15 protein-coding genes are annotated in these 17,062 nt (G+C 46.3%); 3 read left to right on the forward strand and 12 right to left on the reverse strand.

Annotation, left to right across the window (positions count from 1 at the left end; all coding sequences use genetic code 11):
- Positions 1 to 3 precede the first annotated feature (3 nt).
- The 8 genes from ACFODW_RS02755 to putP form a co-directional block, all read right to left on the reverse strand.
- A complete protein-coding gene (locus ACFODW_RS02755) occupies positions 4 to 768 on the reverse strand; it encodes a 5-oxoprolinase subunit PxpA (RefSeq protein WP_390302606.1) in 765 nt (254 codons plus the stop codon).
- Positions 769 to 773: 5 nt separating this feature from the next.
- Positions 774 to 1,487 (reverse strand): 5-oxoprolinase subunit PxpB, encoded by a 714-nt coding sequence (gene pxpB / locus ACFODW_RS02760; protein WP_390302609.1) that lies wholly within the window; start codon positions 1,485 to 1,487, stop codon positions 774 to 776.
- Positions 1,488 to 1,590: 103 nt separating this feature from the next.
- The gene (locus ACFODW_RS02765) at positions 1,591 to 2,799 is read right to left on the reverse strand and encodes a CynX/NimT family MFS transporter (RefSeq protein ID WP_390302821.1); all 1,209 of its coding nucleotides are present in this window, start codon (positions 2,797 to 2,799) and stop codon (positions 1,591 to 1,593) included.
- 99 nt (positions 2,800 to 2,898) lie between these two features.
- Entirely contained in the window at positions 2,899 to 3,363 is a 465-nt protein-coding gene (locus tag ACFODW_RS02770; protein WP_390302612.1) for a ferritin family protein, read from the reverse strand.
- Between the two features lie 302 nt (positions 3,364 to 3,665).
- Positions 3,666 to 3,767 carry a putative holin-like toxin gene (locus ACFODW_RS02775; RefSeq protein ID WP_390302615.1) on the reverse strand — a complete coding sequence of 34 codons (102 nt, stop codon included), beginning with the start codon at positions 3,765 to 3,767 and terminating at the stop codon, positions 3,666 to 3,668.
- 298 nt (positions 3,768 to 4,065) lie between these two features.
- Positions 4,066 to 4,314 carry a hypothetical protein gene (locus ACFODW_RS02780; RefSeq protein WP_390302618.1) on the reverse strand — a complete coding sequence of 83 codons (249 nt, stop codon included), beginning with the start codon at positions 4,312 to 4,314 and terminating at the stop codon, positions 4,066 to 4,068.
- 199 nt (positions 4,315 to 4,513) lie between these two features.
- Complete coding sequence (locus ACFODW_RS02785) at positions 4,514 to 5,473, reverse strand: agmatinase family protein (protein ID WP_390302621.1); 960 nt, start codon at positions 5,471 to 5,473, stop codon at positions 4,514 to 4,516.
- 16 nt (positions 5,474 to 5,489) lie between these two features.
- A complete protein-coding gene (gene putP, locus ACFODW_RS02790; protein WP_390302624.1) occupies positions 5,490 to 6,986 on the reverse strand; it encodes a sodium/proline symporter PutP in 1,497 nt (498 codons plus the stop codon).
- A 389-nt stretch (positions 6,987 to 7,375) separates the two neighbouring features.
- Here putP and ACFODW_RS02795 point away from each other — a divergent pair, with 389 nt between their 5' ends.
- The 3 genes from ACFODW_RS02795 to ACFODW_RS02805 are packed head-to-tail and all read left to right on the forward strand — an operon-like array spanning position 7,376 to position 12,387.
- Positions 7,376 to 9,028 carry a serine hydrolase gene (locus ACFODW_RS02795; RefSeq protein ID WP_390302627.1) on the forward strand — a complete coding sequence of 551 codons (1,653 nt, stop codon included), beginning with the start codon at positions 7,376 to 7,378 and terminating at the stop codon, positions 9,026 to 9,028.
- A 12-nt stretch (positions 9,029 to 9,040) separates the two neighbouring features.
- Positions 9,041 to 11,119, forward strand: a complete 2,079-nt coding sequence (gene nagZ / locus ACFODW_RS02800) for a beta-N-acetylhexosaminidase (RefSeq protein ID WP_390302630.1) — start codon at positions 9,041 to 9,043, stop codon at positions 11,117 to 11,119.
- Positions 11,120 to 11,133: 14 nt separating this feature from the next.
- On the forward strand, positions 11,134 to 12,387 hold the full coding sequence (locus ACFODW_RS02805) for an exo-beta-N-acetylmuramidase NamZ family protein (protein ID WP_390302633.1): 1,254 nt from the start codon (positions 11,134 to 11,136) through the stop codon (positions 12,385 to 12,387).
- A 381-nt stretch (positions 12,388 to 12,768) separates the two neighbouring features.
- Here ACFODW_RS02805 and ACFODW_RS02810 read toward each other — a convergent pair whose 3' ends face one another.
- The 4 genes from ACFODW_RS02810 to murQ form a co-directional block, all read right to left on the reverse strand.
- Positions 12,769 to 13,611 carry a carbohydrate ABC transporter permease gene (locus ACFODW_RS02810; protein ID WP_390302636.1) on the reverse strand — a complete coding sequence of 281 codons (843 nt, stop codon included), beginning with the start codon at positions 13,609 to 13,611 and terminating at the stop codon, positions 12,769 to 12,771.
- Positions 13,612 to 13,652: 41 nt separating this feature from the next.
- Complete coding sequence (locus ACFODW_RS02815) at positions 13,653 to 14,546, reverse strand: carbohydrate ABC transporter permease (protein ID WP_390302639.1); 894 nt, start codon at positions 14,544 to 14,546, stop codon at positions 13,653 to 13,655.
- A gap of 79 nt (positions 14,547 to 14,625) precedes the next feature.
- Positions 14,626 to 15,990 (reverse strand): ABC transporter substrate-binding protein, encoded by a 1,365-nt coding sequence (locus ACFODW_RS02820; protein ID WP_390302642.1) that lies wholly within the window; start codon positions 15,988 to 15,990, stop codon positions 14,626 to 14,628.
- Between the two features lie 56 nt (positions 15,991 to 16,046).
- Positions 16,047 to 16,970 carry an N-acetylmuramic acid 6-phosphate etherase gene (murQ, locus tag ACFODW_RS02825; RefSeq protein WP_390302646.1) on the reverse strand — a complete coding sequence of 308 codons (924 nt, stop codon included), beginning with the start codon at positions 16,968 to 16,970 and terminating at the stop codon, positions 16,047 to 16,049.
- Between the last annotated feature and the right edge of the window lie 92 nt (positions 16,971 to 17,062).

Genomic DNA, 17,062 nt, shown 5'->3' on the forward strand with positions numbered 1-17,062 from the left:
GAATTAAGATGAACCAGGGCTCGTTATCTTTATTCCTTTCTCACGTAACGATTCATACAGGCCATGCACAAAATGGAGGGCATGCGCTCCATCCCCATGGATACAAATGGTGTCCGCTTCCAGTTTCACCTGTTCTCCGTTGGTTGCTTCCACCACTCCTTCACTTATCATCCGTTCCACTTGTTTCACCGCTGTTTGCTGATCAGTGATCAAGGCATCTGAACGATTTCTAGGTGTAAGTCTTCCATCGGGGAGATAGGTTCTGTCAGCAAATGCTTCAGCCACTGTATTCAGGCCAGCAGCTTTACCAGCACGCAGCAATTCACTTCCGGGCAGACCGAACAACAAGAGGTTCGGATCCAAATCATATACAGCGGCTGCTATAGCCTCTGCCAACTCAGAACTGCGGGCCGCTTGGTTATACATGGCCCCGTGAGGCTTCACATGCCTTAGTCTTACATGGTGGATGTGACAAAAAGCCTGCAAACCTCCTATTTGTTGGATGAGCATCCGATAAATTTCATCCGCTGAGAAATCAATAGCCCTTCTGCCGAATCCGGGAATATCCGGATAGCCTGGGTGAGCACCGATTGCAACGTTTCTGTCTTTCGCCAGCCTGACTGTCCGATCCATGACATTTGCATCACCGGCATGGCCCCCACAGGCAATATTTGCAGAACTTATATAATCCATCAGCTTTTCATCCGCCCCAATGGTATAAGGCCCAAAACTTTCCCCCATATCACAGTTCAGATCAATCTGTGTCATTTACTTCACCCTCCACTATAAACTTCATAGATACCATGCTCCACCTGCTCCTCGATCTGCTTGAAGTCCTGCTCTGAAACAGATAGGAACTTAACCCGGTCTCCAGCTTGAAAAAGAAATCCTTCTTCCCCTTTTTGCTTATCAAACAGCCTTAACGGAGTCTTTCCAATCAAATTCCAGCCACCAGGAGATTCAAGCGGGTAAACACCTGTCTGTTCATGGGCAATTCCCACTGATCCCGGCTCGATTCTCGGTCTTGGTTCCGGAAGCCTTGGGGCCGCAATACGTTGATCCAGCCCGCCAAGATAAGGAAAGCCGGGAAGGAATCCCAGCATATAGACAAGATATTCAGGATGCTGATGGATGCGGATAACCTCCTCCGGTTTCAGCCGATTGTGTTCGGCCACCCGATGGAGATCCGGTCCCGCCTCTCCGCCATACAGGACAGGAATGTGGACAACCCTGGACATACTCCGTGTTCCAGACAGATCCTTCCCCGCTATCTCTTCCATACGCCCCTTAAACTCCTCGTAGCCAACCTGCCATGGATCATAATAAATGGTTACTGAATCAAAAGCCGGCACCCATTCAATTAGCCCGGTTATGGAAGCAGCATCCAGCTCCTCGCAGAATTGCCGGATCATTCTATTCATTTCCACGGACGCTTTACCGGAAAAAGATAGTTTTACTGCTGTATCACCGACTGGTTGAATTTTCATCCTTCCACCCTCTTCCACCTCTCAACTTATTAAAATAATATCATAGTTTTCTGAATAGATTCGAGTAGATAGATTGAAAACAGTCACATCAAGAATCGTTTGCCTACGCGTCATCCAGGACGTATTTATCCCTTCCTGCTCCCATACCGAACAACGATATAGCTGCAGTAACACCTATCAATGTCAGCAACGGGTAATTCCAGCTTCCGGTCAAATCATAGAGGTAGCCAATGAACATTGGTCCCAGAGCAGCCAATACATAGCCAACAGACTGGGCCATACCCGATAATTCTGCAGCATGCCTCGATGTTTTAGCCCGCATACCCAGAAAAGCAAGAGCGAGGGCGAAACTTCCACTAAGGGCTATTCCTATAAGAACCGTACAGACAATCATGACTGCATAGGAATTTCCGATAATCAGCCCTCCATATCCAGCAGCAGCAAAGCAGCAGAGTACGAAGGCCACCCCCCGCTGGGATCTGAACCTTCCTGCAATCACCGGCACCAGAAAACTAGCAGGCAAACCGACAAATTGAGTAAAAGACAGCATCCAGCCTGCCGTTGCCATACTTACTCCATAATCATGCAGAATCTCGGGAAGCCATGAAATAGTCACATAAAACAGAAACGACTGCAGCCCCATGAAACCAGCCACCTGCCAGGCCAGCGGCGACTTCCACATACGGTTGTCTGCGAGTTCAACCGCCTTTACCTCCATCCCATTGTCTGTTTTATCTTTCCGTGATATGTACATCCATAAAACAATTCCTATGACGGCAGGTGTCGCCCAAACGAGCAATGCCATCTGCCAGCCAAGCCCCATGCCGGAGGCCAGAGGAATACTCAGACCAGATGCTGTCGCCGCAAAAATCCCCATTGCGGTGGAATATGTACTGGTCATCAGTGCGACCTTCGTGGGGAATTTCTCCTTGATAATACCCGGCAGCAAGACATTGCATATAGCTATTCCGACTCCCACCAGCAATGTACCAAGGAAAACCAGCAGGATGAACGAGACCGAACGGACACTGATACCGATGAACAGGATAGTCAGACCTAGCAAGAGTGTACTCTCATTGGTAAACCGATTACCCAATTTAGGGGCTACCGGCGATATAACCGCAAATGCTACAAGAGGAAGGCTTGTCAACAGTCCGGCACTCCAGTTGGAGAGTCCTAAATCATCCCTAATCACTCCCATAAGCGGGCCAACCGATGTAATGGAGGGCCGTAAATTAAACGCCACCATAATAATGCCTAAAACAAGTATGAAGCTGTATAAATTCACTTTCTTCTTTCTGCTTCCGTCAATATCCAACCTGCTTCCTCCCTTATAAACACATTAAATATAAATATAGCACAGCCCTTTTAAATGAAAAAGGATGACATCAACGGCCATCCTAGAACACTATTATAGATCACGATATAAAAAACCAAAGCGTGTAGCATGCTCCATCTCATCAGTCATCGCATGGAAGAACACATCACGGATTGCCGTATCCTGTGTAAGAAGATAGCTGTCCCTGTAAAATTTATATGTTTCTATTTCATCATCGAAGGCTTGACGGACACCTTCTCTAAAACCTGCTATCTGCTTTTTACGTCTTCGGTATTTCGGACTTTTTCCTGCCAATGTCCTATACAGGTCGACAACCATCTCCAAATGCAGCCTTTCATCCTCCAACACATGCTCCACGGTTTCCCGTGATGTTTTAGTTGGAGATATCTTCCTCAACCTTTCATAAAAATCAATGGTTTCGCTTTCACCCTCCATCGCTTTAATCAAAGCTTCAAGCAGCTCCGTCTGTTGTCCATTAGTGCGCATATATGCCTCATATCCTCCGTGATAATATGCCGGGTGCATATAGTAATACATGCTCATTCTCCTTTCGTATGCACATATTTACTATATGAACAGCAGGGATATCTGTTCATTCTCTGTTTAAAGCAGAAATAAGTATTACCCGGGAAATAAAATGACAATACTTCGGTTTCTTCGGCAGGTCACGCATGGTTATATTATTCTTTGAAATAGATGGGAATATGGTATACTGTAGGTAGAAAGATGCATAAAATAAAAAGGGCCGCAGAGGCAGCTGCAGCCCGAAGATAAGCGGTTCCTGGAGAGGAATCGGCAGTCAGATGTGAGAGGCCTCCACGCTTTAAAAGCCGGGAGGCCTATTTTTTATTGATCATGCGAATCACCAGCGTGAGTAAAGCAATCAGGAATGTGCCGAATGTGAACATCAGCATCATCACTTCAAATGTGTTCAGCTGCATCACCCCCTATCCTTGGCAGAAAGGCAGGCCAATCACTCCCGAGGAACATTATCTTGTCACAAGTATATCATAATTTACAAGAAAATAAACGGAAAAACAGAACATATGTTCCCTGAGCGATCTCCATGCTATTCGTTTTCTGTCGCATCATGTACCCCTCTGCTATCCCCCTGAAAATATTAGGTCCCTTAATCATCTTGAACCTATCTATGCAGGTGAATGGACCTCAGGCATTTTTTCAGGGGAGTACATTTCCATCCTCAATAACTCAAAAAAAATAAGCCTGCCATATGCACGCTTAGCCAACTCTCCAAAGCAGGCAATTTCTCAGCCGGCGCCTTAGAAGAGGTTCTACTCTATCAAATTTGGATTCAATCTTCTCTATATATTCGTATAAACCGTCTAGATCAGTTCCTGCATGCTTCACTCTTGCCTCTAATTCACTTAAAAGTTCATTCATCTGCTTGCTGTTCAATTTTATCTGCTCTATTTCTTCAGACATTTTATTGCAATTGTGAAGCAGGTCCTCTATGTTCTCTCTATTCAAATTGACCCTCCTCCATCCCCCGTTGACTCATTTAAGATTATCACAAACTTACTTTTTGTAACAAGGGCATTTCGTATTATCTTACCTGATAATATAGGTCAATGTAACCGATATTGGGAGGAAAATCTGTTCAACAACTTCCGACAGCCTGCTTTTTACAAATAAAATGAGCACCCCATGATAGAGGTGCTCGCAATCTTTATCTGTTCTGCTCGTTCAAAATATTTCCTGCCAATGCATAGAGTACAGCATATGTCACAAAGTGGGAAGAATTATCGTTTGTGTCCTGTTGGGGGTATACTTCCACATAATCCATACCGCGGATTCCCAGTTTGGCAAACTCGTGGACAAGCTCAAGTAATTCAAATGAGGTGAGCCCATTACCGTCTACCGGGCCGCCTGGATTGAAAGCAAAATCCAGTACATCACTGCATATGCTCAAATATACTGCCTCCGTTCCTTCACTGGCAATTTCATATGCTTGTTTCGCCAATTCCGGCAACTGGTTGGAATTGCCCGCCTTGCGGATATCCCGGATGGATATAGTGGAAGCTCCTACCTCATCGGCATATTTACCGGTTTCCGGCTTATTTCTTGGACCGTGGATACCCATATGGACGATGCTTTCATTCCTTACACTTTCACTTTCATAAATCCGGTGGAAAGGGGTACTGCGTGCATATAGATCCCCTTCATAATCCGGATGGTTATCATAATGGGCATCAAGGTGGATAATCCCCACCTGCCCGTCAATATCTTCACTCAGCGCCTTTACAATGGGATACGTGATGCCATGATCCCCGCCGAAAGCCACCGGAAATTTCCCGGTTTTCCATACATCGGAAGCAAAACTTTCTATTCGGCGCATCGTCTCGATGGTATCGGCCGGTACGACGTCCACATCCCCAAGATCACCAAGTTTATAATGCTCAAGTACATCAATGCCGTCGAGTTCCGGGAGATAACCGGAATAGCGGGCAGAACTAAGCCGAATTACTTTAGGGCCAAGTTCCGCACCTGTGTAGTCTCCCCAGGTAACAGCCCCTTCCCAGGGCACCCCATAGATCAGAACATCACTATCATTTGCGCCGCCGTCTGATAAGCTGACTTTTTTACTGCCCAAATAGCAAGGTGTATTACCATAAATTTTTTCTGTCATTTCTATCACTCCTTGATTATTTAAAACCGGCAACTTTGTCGTATTCCTCCTGGATTTCCTTTGTCGGCCCCTTACCTAACAGACTTACTAATACAATGACGATACTTGAAAGGACAAAACCGGGAACCATTTCATACAGCTCTGAACCGGTTAACGGCCATAAAAACACGGTGACACCGCCCACAATAAGTCCAGCAACAGCTCCATTGCGAGAGGTTCTCCTCCAGAACAAGGAGAACAGGATTGCTGGCCCGAAAGTTGCTCCGAACCCAGCCCATGCATAGGAAACAAGATCAAGTACAGAGCTGGTTTCATTCCAAGCGAGCATCAATGCAACAAGGGCAATCACCAGGACGGATATACGGCCTACCCACACCAGCTCCTTGTCACTTGCCTGCTTACGGAAATAACGCCGATAAAAGTCCTCCGATAAAGCACTGGAAGAAACTAGAAGCTGCGAGTCGACTGTACTCATAATCGCTGCCAGCACTGCTGCAAGGAGAATACCCGCAATCCATGGATTGTAAACGACCTGGACAAGTTGAATGAACACTTGCTCCGAATCTGCCAGCGGTTCATTGAAGGTTACTATACCCAGCATACCAACAATCAATGCTCCGTACAATGGAATCACCAGTCCCAGTGTCACACTGATCAACCGTGCTTTTCTTACTTCTTTATGGGACTTGATTGCCATAAATCTTGCTAGAATGTGCGGCTGTCCGAAATATCCAAGTCCCCAGGCAAGTGCAGAAATTATGCCAACTGCTCCAATGGCCCCTGCAGGCTGCCAAAGCCCTCCATCTGCATCATAGGAAGTAGCCGCAAAGGCATCGACGAGGCTTGCATTGATCGAGCCTAGTTGATTAAAGAGCTCGCCAAAACCGCCTATCTGCACGATTCCATAAATGGAAGTGAATAATAAGGCGGCTGACATGAGCACCCCTTGGATCAAATCAGTAATGCTTACTGCCAGAAATCCTCCCAGGAACGTATAACCTACAATGATGATAGCACCCGCAGTCAGTGCGACATGATAGTCAATTTCAAATGTACCCTGGAACAGCTTGGCACCAGCAACCAGCCCTGATGCTGTGTAGAACAGGAAAAAAGACAGAATAAATACAGCGGAAATAACCCGCAGCAGATGAGAGTTATCCCGGTAACGATTTTCCAAAAACTGCGGCAATGTAATCGAATCGTTCGAATAAGCTGTATAAATCCTCAGCCGCTTTGCTACATACTGCCAGTTGATCATTGCCCCTACAGCAAGGCCAATGGCAATCCAGAGGCTCCACTGCCCGAGTCCAGCAGCATAGGCAGCTCCGGGCAGCCCGATCAGCAGCCAGCCACTGAAATCACTGGCAGATGCCGAGAATGCCGCTGTCCAGCTGCCTAACCTTCGGCCGCCAAGCACATAATCGGATAATGTATTGGTCATCCGATAGGTAATGATTCCGATCACTATCATTATTACTAAATAAAATAAAAACGTAATCATTGTAGGGTTCATGAATCATCACGCTCCCTCTCAGTAAAAAAGGTGATCACTGCCCATATAACCAACAAAGGCATAGGTACGGTGAACCAGAATGCAGACCAGAAATCAATCGTCACTTGTTCCATACAACCCCTCCTGTGTGTTTATGTTTATACTTGGCCTCCCCCTTATCCCCTTCCTTCATCTATATTATCATTATATACTGAATAATTCACATTATTTTAATTAAAACACTTTAAAGACTATTAACCCATTTCATATTGCCTAGTTTATGAAATTTAATTACATCAATTAGTATTTTAGTTCGATAGACAATTTCATTGATTGCCTTTATCTTTAATTTAATGTAAGCGAATTCATAGACTATTCCGACTATGAAACTATTAAAAAGGAGGCTATATATGATAAAAACAAAGTTATTTTCCGCGTTTACATTGTTCGCTTCCCTAGCACTAGTTTTAGGGAATACCATTCCCGTGTCAGCTAAAGATCCCCATCCCCGCTTTCACTGGGGAGAATCAGGCCCGTCCTCTCCGGTAATCAACCCTGGTTCAGCAAGAGGAGCCGGCATGATGGAAGCACCTTTAGAGAAGATTGATTCGGTAATGGAAAACCATATTGATCAAGGAACAATGCCAGGGGCTGTTACATTAGTCGCACGGAAAGGCCATATTGTCCAACACGAGGCATATGGGCATGCCTATCTCTATGAAGACGACAAGGGCAATATGGCAGATGAACCTATTGCCATGGAAAAAGACACCATATTTGACCTCGCATCCATCAGCAAGATATTCACTTCCACAGCAGCTATGATCCTATATGAACAAGGGGCATTCTACTTGGATGATCCAGTAGCACGCTATCTTCCCGAATTCGGTGCTAATGGTAAGGAAAATGTCACCATACAGCAACTGATGACCCATACTTCCGGTTTTACTGCGTGGATACCTCTTTATACCATTGGAGACAGCCGCGAACAACGTATCCAGCATGTTCTCCAGCACCCACTTGAAAACGAGCCGGGGGCAACCTACACATACAGTGACCTCAACATGATTGCCTTAGGTGCTCTAGTAGAAGAGCTTTCCGGAAAAAGGCTGGATGATTTTGTCTACGAGCAGATCACCGGGCCGCTCGGCATGAAGAACACAATGTATAACCCGCCCAAAGAATTTAAAAAGCGTATAGCTGCAACAGAATACCAGACGGGAATTGGCCGCAGCCTGGTTTGGGGAGAAGTGCATGATGAAAATGCGTGGTCTCTAGATGGGGTTGCCGGGCATGCAGGTGTATTCTCTACTGCTGAGGATTTGGCCAAGCTTGCCCATATGTTCCTCGAGGAGGGCCGGTATGGCGGCAAGCAGATCCTTCAACCGGAAACAGTCAAGCTCCTTACTGAAAACCAAATCCCTGAATTTCCAGGAAATGATCATGGGCTAGGATGGGAGTTGATGCAAGGTTGGTATATGGATGGATTATCTGAACCTGATACGATTGGGCATACTGGTTATACAGGAACTTCTCTGGTGATCAGCCAGAATAATGATACGATTGCCATCCTGCTGACCAATCGGGTGCACCCTTCGCGGGAAACTGCCTCCACCAATCTAGTCAGACAGGCTTTTGCCGGGCTTGCAGCCGATGCCATTCCTATAGATATCCCTAATGGGGAAGATGCCTGGTTCTCCGACTATGGCAATAACTTGGACCGTAACCTAATTGCAGAAGTGGAACTAAAAGAGGATGCTGTGCTTACCTTTGACACCTGGTACAGCATGGAACATGGCTATGATTTCGGTAAACTGGAATTCTCACAAGACGGGGTGAATTGGGAAACAATGGATGATCCTTACACGGGGAACAGCGGCACTTGGCTGCCTAAAGAAATCCATCTACCGCAAGAAACCACACATATACGTTTCAGTTACCAAACAGATAATGGGGCTAATGGCCGTGGTTGGTATCTGAACAATCTTCAGGTAACGGATACAGAAGGTGGCTCATTCCCACTTTCTTTTACAACCAATTCGTGGACACAGCGTAACTATTAATAAAGGAGGAAGATGATGGAACTTGTTCGTAAGTCTGCATGCTATATTTTGTCAGCGACAGTTTTGTTGGCAAGCTCCTTGGGGCTGACAGTCTCACCTGCCCAAGCAGATGATAGCGAGTCTGCCAATGAACTGATTATCCTTCAAAATGTTCCGGAAGTGGAAACCCAAGTTGAAAACAACCAGGTGGAATTGAACGCGTTGAGTGTATATGAGGACGGTCATTTCACCGCCGTTTCTGAAAACCTTAGATGGGAATCTAAAAATGAAAATGTCGCCACTGTTGATCAAAACGGTACAGTTACTATCACCGGCCAGAACGGTCGCAGCTACATTACCGTATCTAACGGGGTCGACACTGATCGGGTCGGCATCCACCAAAGACCTTCTGGACTGCAGGTAATCAAGGAAAAGGACAGTAAATACGACATCCTCGGCCAGGTGATGGCCAACATGACATTGGAAGAAGAAATCGGCCAGATGCTGATGCCTGATTTCCGGACATGGGATGGAGAAAACGTTACCGAAATGCTTCCTGAGATCGAACAGCTTGTCCAGGATTATCATTTGGGCGGCATTATCCTTTTCCGGGAAAATGTGGTTACCACTGAACAGACAGCCAGACTGGTAGCAGCATACCAAGAAGCGAGTGAAAAATACGGGCTGTTAATGGCGATTGATCAGGAAGGCGGAATTGTTACCCGGCTTCAATCAGGTACAGATATGCCAGGCAATATGGCACTTGGAGCAACGAGGTCACCTGAATTGAGCGAGAAAGTCGGACAAGCCATCGGGGAAGAGCTTCAGGCTCTTGGCATCAATATGAATCTGGCACCGGTAATGGATGTCAATAACAACCCAGACAACCCGGTCATTGGTGTCCGTTCCTTCGGCGAATCACCGGAGCTGGTGGCAGAGCTTGGTGTTGCTTTTACAAAGGGACTGCAAAATGCTGGAGTTGCCACAACAGCTAAACACTTCCCAGGCCATGGGGATACAGCTGTCGACTCCCACCTCGGCCTCCCTGAGGTTCCGCATGAAAAGGAGCGGCTGCTCGATGTTGAACTTTATCCATTCCAGCAAGCAATGGATGCAGGGATCGATGCCATCATGACCGCGCATGTCACCTTTCCAAACATTGATGATACAACAGTAATATCGGAAAAGGACGGCTCGGAAATTGCACTGCCCGCCACTCTTTCCCATAAAGTTCTTACTGAATTGATGCGGGAGGAAATGGGGTTTAACGGGGTTATCATTACGGATGCCTTGAATATGAACGCTATCAGTGACCACTTTGGTCCGGTGGATGCCGTTATCCGGGCGGTGAAAGCAGGCACGGATATTATCCTAATGCCCGTCGGCCTGGAGGAAGTGGCAGATGGTATAAGGGATGCCGTGAGAGCCGGAGAAATCAGTGAACAACGGATTGAAGCTTCTGCCCGCAGGATCCTTCAACTGAAATTGGAGCGTGGGATCATCAAGGAAGAAAATCCAGTGCCAGTGGAAGAACAAATAGCCAGGGCAAATGAAGTAGTGGGATCAGAAGAGCATAAGCAAGTGGAACAGGAAGCTGCCGGCCGATCTATCACCCTTCTTAAAAACGAGGATGTTCTGCCATTGGATTTGGCAGCGGATGATCAGTTGGCAGTTGTAGGAAACAGCTATAGCAGCAGCCTGTATGAAGCCATAAAAGCGTTCCATGAGAATACGGAACTTATAACTGCTTCTGGACCGCTCAGTGAAGAACAATTAAGGGAATTAAGGGGATCGGAGGCCATCATTGCTGGGACTTACACCTATAATGTTGCAGGAAGATCCCCGGACAGCAGACAGATGCTGCTCGTGAACCAGCTTATTAACGAACTCGATGTACCGGTAATCGGACTTGGCATCCGCAATCCTTATGATGTAACAGCATATCCTCAAGTGAATGCCTACCTTGCACAATACGGTTTTCGTGAGGCAAGTTTTGAAGCGTCAGCAGCTACATTATTCGGGGAAAATCAGCCAACCGGACTACTGCCAGTCACCATTCCGGATTTAAAAGGGAATAATTTGTTTGAATATGGTCATGGACTAACATATTAAGGGGGAGTTGAACCATGAAAAAGACGTGGATTACGATAGTCGCATTAGCACTGGTACTGAGCTCGTTTACGGCAGTACTGGCCGACCGGGGGACCGGCAAAGGAAATCCCAATGAGTTTAAGCTTGGGGTAGAAGTACTGCTGGATGAACAGAAGGATTTGCTGGACGGAAAGCGGGTTGGATTGATTACCAACCCGACAGGTGTCGACCAAGATCTGAACAGCATTGTCGACCTTCTCCATAATGACCCGGATGTAGAATTAACTGCCCTATACGGACCCGAACATGGGGTCCGCGGCAGTGCCCAGGCCGGGGAATATGTGGAATTCTATATAGACGAGGAAACAGGTCTTCCTGTCTACAGTTTATATGGCCAAACGAGGAAGCCAACGGCCGATATGCTTGACAATGTAGATGTACTGCTATTCGATATACAGGATGTCGGCACAAGATTCTACACGTATATTTATACGATGGCCTATGCCATGGAAGCAGCTGAAGAAAATGGGAAGGAGTTCATCGTCCTGGATCGTCCAAATCCATTGGGAGGGCAAAAAGTAGAAGGACCTGTTCTTGAGGAAGAGTATGCTTCCTTCGTCGGCAACTATCCGATCCCACTCCGGCACGGGATGACGGTAGGTGAATTGGCCAAGTTGTTTAACGATGAATTTAAAATTGGAGCAGATCTCACCGTAGTCGAAATGAGTGGATGGAAACGAAATATGTACTATGACCAGACAAGTTTGGAGTTTGTACTTCCATCGCCTAATATGCCAACATTCGATACAGCACTGGTTTATCCTGGCGCCGCTCTGATTGAAGGGACGAATGTTTCAGAAGGACGCGGAACAACCAAGCCATTTGAATTGATCGGTGCTCCGTTTGTGAACAGCACGGAGCTTGCCGAGACACTGAATAGCTTGAACCTTCCTGGAGTGACTTTCCGGGCTGCATCATTTAGCCCATCCTTCTCCAAGCACAGCGGTACATTGAGCCATGGGGTGGAGATTCATGTGACAAATAAGCAGCCATTCCAACCGGTGACAACAGGCCTGCATATCGTAAAAACACTGCATGACTTATACCCCGATGATTTTGAATTCCGGGCAGAAAACAGTGCTGGTATATCCTTCTTCGATAACCTGATCGGGAATGGCTGGATACGCCAAGATATTGAGGACGGAAAATCTGTAAAAGAGATCGAGAAAAAATGGGAAGATGAACTGGCTAAGTTTAAACAAGTGAGAAAGCAGCATCTAATCTATTAATCATGAAAAACCAGCCGCCTATTCGAGGGCGGCTGGTTTTTAGTGGAGGAATTGCTGCATATCGATCCTTTCCCCCTTGTCTGCTTCTGTCCTTACAATTGCCACAGCAATCCCTCCAAATACCAAAAGAGGCTGGGACAAAACTGAAGGGCTTTACTCAAAAAACGAACAATGAACTGAATTAGCGAAGGAAATATACGTAGACTCCTACGGGAGGAAAGGCCTAGGTAAGACAACGCAGTGCGATAGCACAAGGGGCTTACCAGCCGCCCGTGGAAAGCGGAGTATATTTCCGAAGCGGCTATTCCTACTAAATAGGATTTCTAGCTAGTTAGGCTTTTTCTATTGATTAAATACTTTTTCCTAGCATCAATAAGTTAGTTACCCTTTTATTGCCCCCTCCGTCATTCCCTGGGCAATCCTGCGCTGGAAGATGGCGTAAAGAATGATGACCGGAACTATGGCAATTACCAGACTGGCAAATAATGTTCCCCATGCATTAGTGTACTGCGCTTCACTGCTGATATAATCAATCGCCAAAGCCAGTGTGTAGTTTTCGCTGCTCTGCAGGAAAATCAATGCCATAAAGTACTCATTCCAGAATTGAATGCTATTCATGATTGTGACTGTAATAATTCCCGATGTGGACAATGGAGTAATGATTTTCCATAAGACCCCATAGGGAGTAAGGCCGTCAATGGCTGCAGACTCCTCAAGAGACTTCGGAATGGTTCCAATGAAACTGGTTAAAACAAAAATGGTAAACGGCAGTTGGCTTATTGCATACACAATCGCCAGACCAAAGATATTATCCAACATCCCCAAATCCATCAACAGGAAAAATAATGGGATCCACCCCAATACCATTGGAATCATCATGGCTGACACATATAGAGTGAACAGGAAATTGCTCCCTCGGAACCTGATCCTCTCGATAGCATATGCGGTCGGTATCGCAAGGACCAATGTCAGCACTGCTCCAACAATGGTCACGATAAGACTATTGAACACACTCGTACTGATATTATAGTTATTCCAGGCATCCGCATAATTCTGGAAATTGAAGGTTTCTGGTAGTCCCCATGGATTCCTGTATATCTCTGCGTTCGATTTGAAAGAACCGAGAAACATCCATAAAATCGGGTATAATACCGCTATAGTCCATAATATGAGCGGAATCCTTATCCCCGCTCTCCCTAGTATTTCTCCTACACTGCGTTTCACAGTCACTCCCCCTTTGCTGTCTCAGCGTCTTGCCCGTTCCGTTAATATTCCACTCGATCACGGCGCATGATCAGCTGCAGCAGAAGTACCGTAATCAATGAAAGGGCAAGGATCATAACCCCGATGGTTGCGCCATATCCAAAGTTATATTGTACAAAAGCCTGTTGGTAGAGATAGGATCCCATTACATGTGTGGAATTGTTCGGTCCACCGCCCGTCATGACTTGCACAATGATGAAAGATCCATTCAACGTGGTAATGACAATGTATAGAATAGAAATCTTAATTTGCGGCCATACCAAGGGAACTGTTACCTTCCAGAACTTCTGCCATTCGGTGGCACCATCTATATCTGCGGTCTCATAATAACTCTTTGAGATATTGGAGATCCCGCCCATGAGCATTAGCATAAACAAGCCAATACCGGCCCATATGGATGGCAGTACGAGACTCGGCAACGCCCATGTTTCACTTCCGAGCCATGGTTTTGCCCAACTGTCCAGCCCGATTGATTCCAATGCTGAGTTGACAAGCCCGAGGTCCGGGTTATAAATGAAGGTCCAAAGAATGCCGATGACCACAACAGACATGATATTCGGAAAGAAAAAGACAATCCGGTAAAAAGGCGCTTCCGTAATTTTCAATTGTGTCAGAGCTACAGCAATGAACATTGCCATAATCATAATGCCTATCACCTTAGTTATGACAAGGAAATAGTCATGAATGATGGTGTGTGGGATGATTGCATCGTTAAACAAACGTATGTAATTATCAAATCCGATAAATTCCCGGTTTGCCGAAGAACCCGACCAGTCAAAGAACGAATAATACAATCCGCTGAATAATGGATAGAGCGTAAAAATGGCAAACATGATAAAAGTGGGTACAAGACAAACAGCAAGGAATGTATATTTTTGTTTTTTCGACTGTACCATTTCAATCACTCTTTTCTGAAAAGAAATAAATGGCATGAAAGAGAAAGGCAATTCTGCCCTTCCCTCCCATACCTGAGAACTATTGGTCCCGGTAATCTGCCGCAGCCTGCTCCGCTGCCTCCACAAATTCCTCTGCTGTCATATTGCCGAGCATTAGAGACATCAGTGCATCTCCTACTGGTGTTTCCAAATCAGCACTCATCGGATGTGGTTTATGATAAATCTGTACCTGTTCCGGATCATTAATCATTTCGTTTGCCTCCACCAAATAGGCAGGAACATTATCACTCTGTGTCAAGTCCACCTCCGTAAGGTTCATGATAGCCCCCGTATGCTCCGAAAAGGACAGGGCATAATCCCTGGAGAAGACAAATTCCACAAAGGCTTTTGCCGCTTCCGGATTTTCCGCCTGTTCAGCAATAGCAAGCGGCCTGAGGTCCGGAACGATCGCATACGGTTCCCCGGCATCCTGCATTGGAGACGGAATAAAGCCATACTCAAAGTCTTCCGGAGTGTCATTGGCCATTTCATTCGGCAGCCAGAAGCCTACCGGTACAAACGCATTGTCATGAAGCAGGAAATTCATCTGTGACTGGGTATGGTTCAAGGACCCAAGTCCAGAATCGATCATGCCTTCCTGCTGCATAGTTTCTACTTTTTTCATGGTCTCCAGTACTACATCACTGGTCCAAGCTCCTTCAGCACCCGTGATCAAATCGTTCAGCAGTTCATCCCCGCCAGCCGCACCAAATGCCGGGTACAGCATGCCGCGCAGGAAGTAGTATGGATGCTGTCCGCTGGTCACAAATGGTTCGATGCCTTCCGCTTCTTTAATTTCTTCCATGGAACTCATGAAGCTGTCAAAATCTGTTGGCACCTCAAAGCCCTCTTCTTCAAACCAGGCACGGTCATACCAAGTTCCCCAAGTATCAAATACTAGTGGTAAGGAATAGATTTCCCCATCATATGTGGCAGGTTCTACGATGAAGCTGTCGGCAAGTTTTTCACCGTCTTCCAGTTCAATCTCAGCCAGCCAATCGGTCAGATTCATCAGCTGGCCATCTTCCACCATCTGTGTTTCACTTGATCCTGCCCCGTCAATATAAACGACGTCAGGCGGATTATTGGAAACCCAACGTGTCCGCATTTCATCATTGATATTAGGGCCGGCATGCTCAGTAACGGTCACGTCTGGATATTCCTCCTGGAAATCAGCGATAACTTCCTTCCACCACGAGTCGCCATATCCTCCGACAAAATACTGAATCTCCAGTTCACCTGAAATTTCTCCATCTCCACTGGATTCCCCGCCTTCTGTACCTGTATCTGCATTATCTGCTCCGTCTCCGGAAGCCCCCTCATCCGAGGAGCAGGCTGCAAGCAGCCCTATAAGCAGGACAGCAGCCAATAGAAGTAGTAAACGTCCCCTAAGCAAATCCCTCAACTGATTTTCCCCCTTTTCGAAATATATATATGAAACTCATTAATAGTCTCCGGCTATTAATGTTGTTCCCCCTTTGATGAACCTGACAGTGAGTCAACCGCCTGCCTGACGTAGCCCCCACTTCGGCTAATTGCATCTTTTGCCTCTTCCAATTCTGATCCGGTTTGCAGCATGACAATGGCAGGTTTCACTTCATAACCAGTCTGTATGAGCACGTCTTCGGCTTTCTCATAGGAAATCCCTGTCACTTCGATAACTGTACGCTTGGCACGTTCCATCAGTTTATAATTGCTGGCATTCACATCCACCATCAGATTTTCATAGACTTTGCCCATCTTAACCATGGAAGCGGTGCTGATCATGTTAAGGATCATCTTATGTGCGGTTGCTGCCTTCATACGAGTAGATCCGGTCAACACCTCAGGTCCCACGATCACTTCTATAGCACAATCTGCAAACTTACTAATCTCTGACTGCCCATTGCAGGAGAGCGAAATGGTATAGGCCCCGATTTTCCTCGCCTGTTTGAGCGCTCCGATCGGATAAGGAGTCCTGCCGCTGGCGGTAATGCCGACTACTACATCCCTTGCAGTCAGATTCCTCTCTAACAAATCTCTGCCCCCTTGGCCCTCATCATCCTCGGAACCTTCCACCGCCTGGAAAAAAGCGTCGGTGCCGCCTGCCATCACCGTCTGAACGAGTTCCGGCGGTGTCATGAATGTAGGAGGGCATTCAGACGCATCCATTACCCCGAGCCTACCGCTGGTGCCTGCACCTACGTAAAAAAGCCTTCCCCCATTCCCTAATGCATAGGAAATCTCCTCTACAGCTAGTGCCACCTGTGGCAATACCTCTTGTACAGCAAGCGCGACCCGCTTATCCTCCTCATTTATGGTCTTAAGTATTTCCAACACAGGCATTTGATCCAAGTTCATACTATTCGGATTTCTCTTTTCAGTCGTCAATTGGGACAATTTCATAGTCTTGTATACTCCTTATCTGTAAGTATAAATTAACGGCCAACAATATAAAAGCGTTTTCATATAATGGGAGGCTGTACCGAAGTTGTCTT

The organism is Virgibacillus sediminis (assembly GCF_042643265.1).
Taxonomy (GTDB): Bacteria; Bacillota; Bacilli; order Bacillales; family Amphibacillaceae; genus Virgibacillus_O; species Virgibacillus_O sediminis.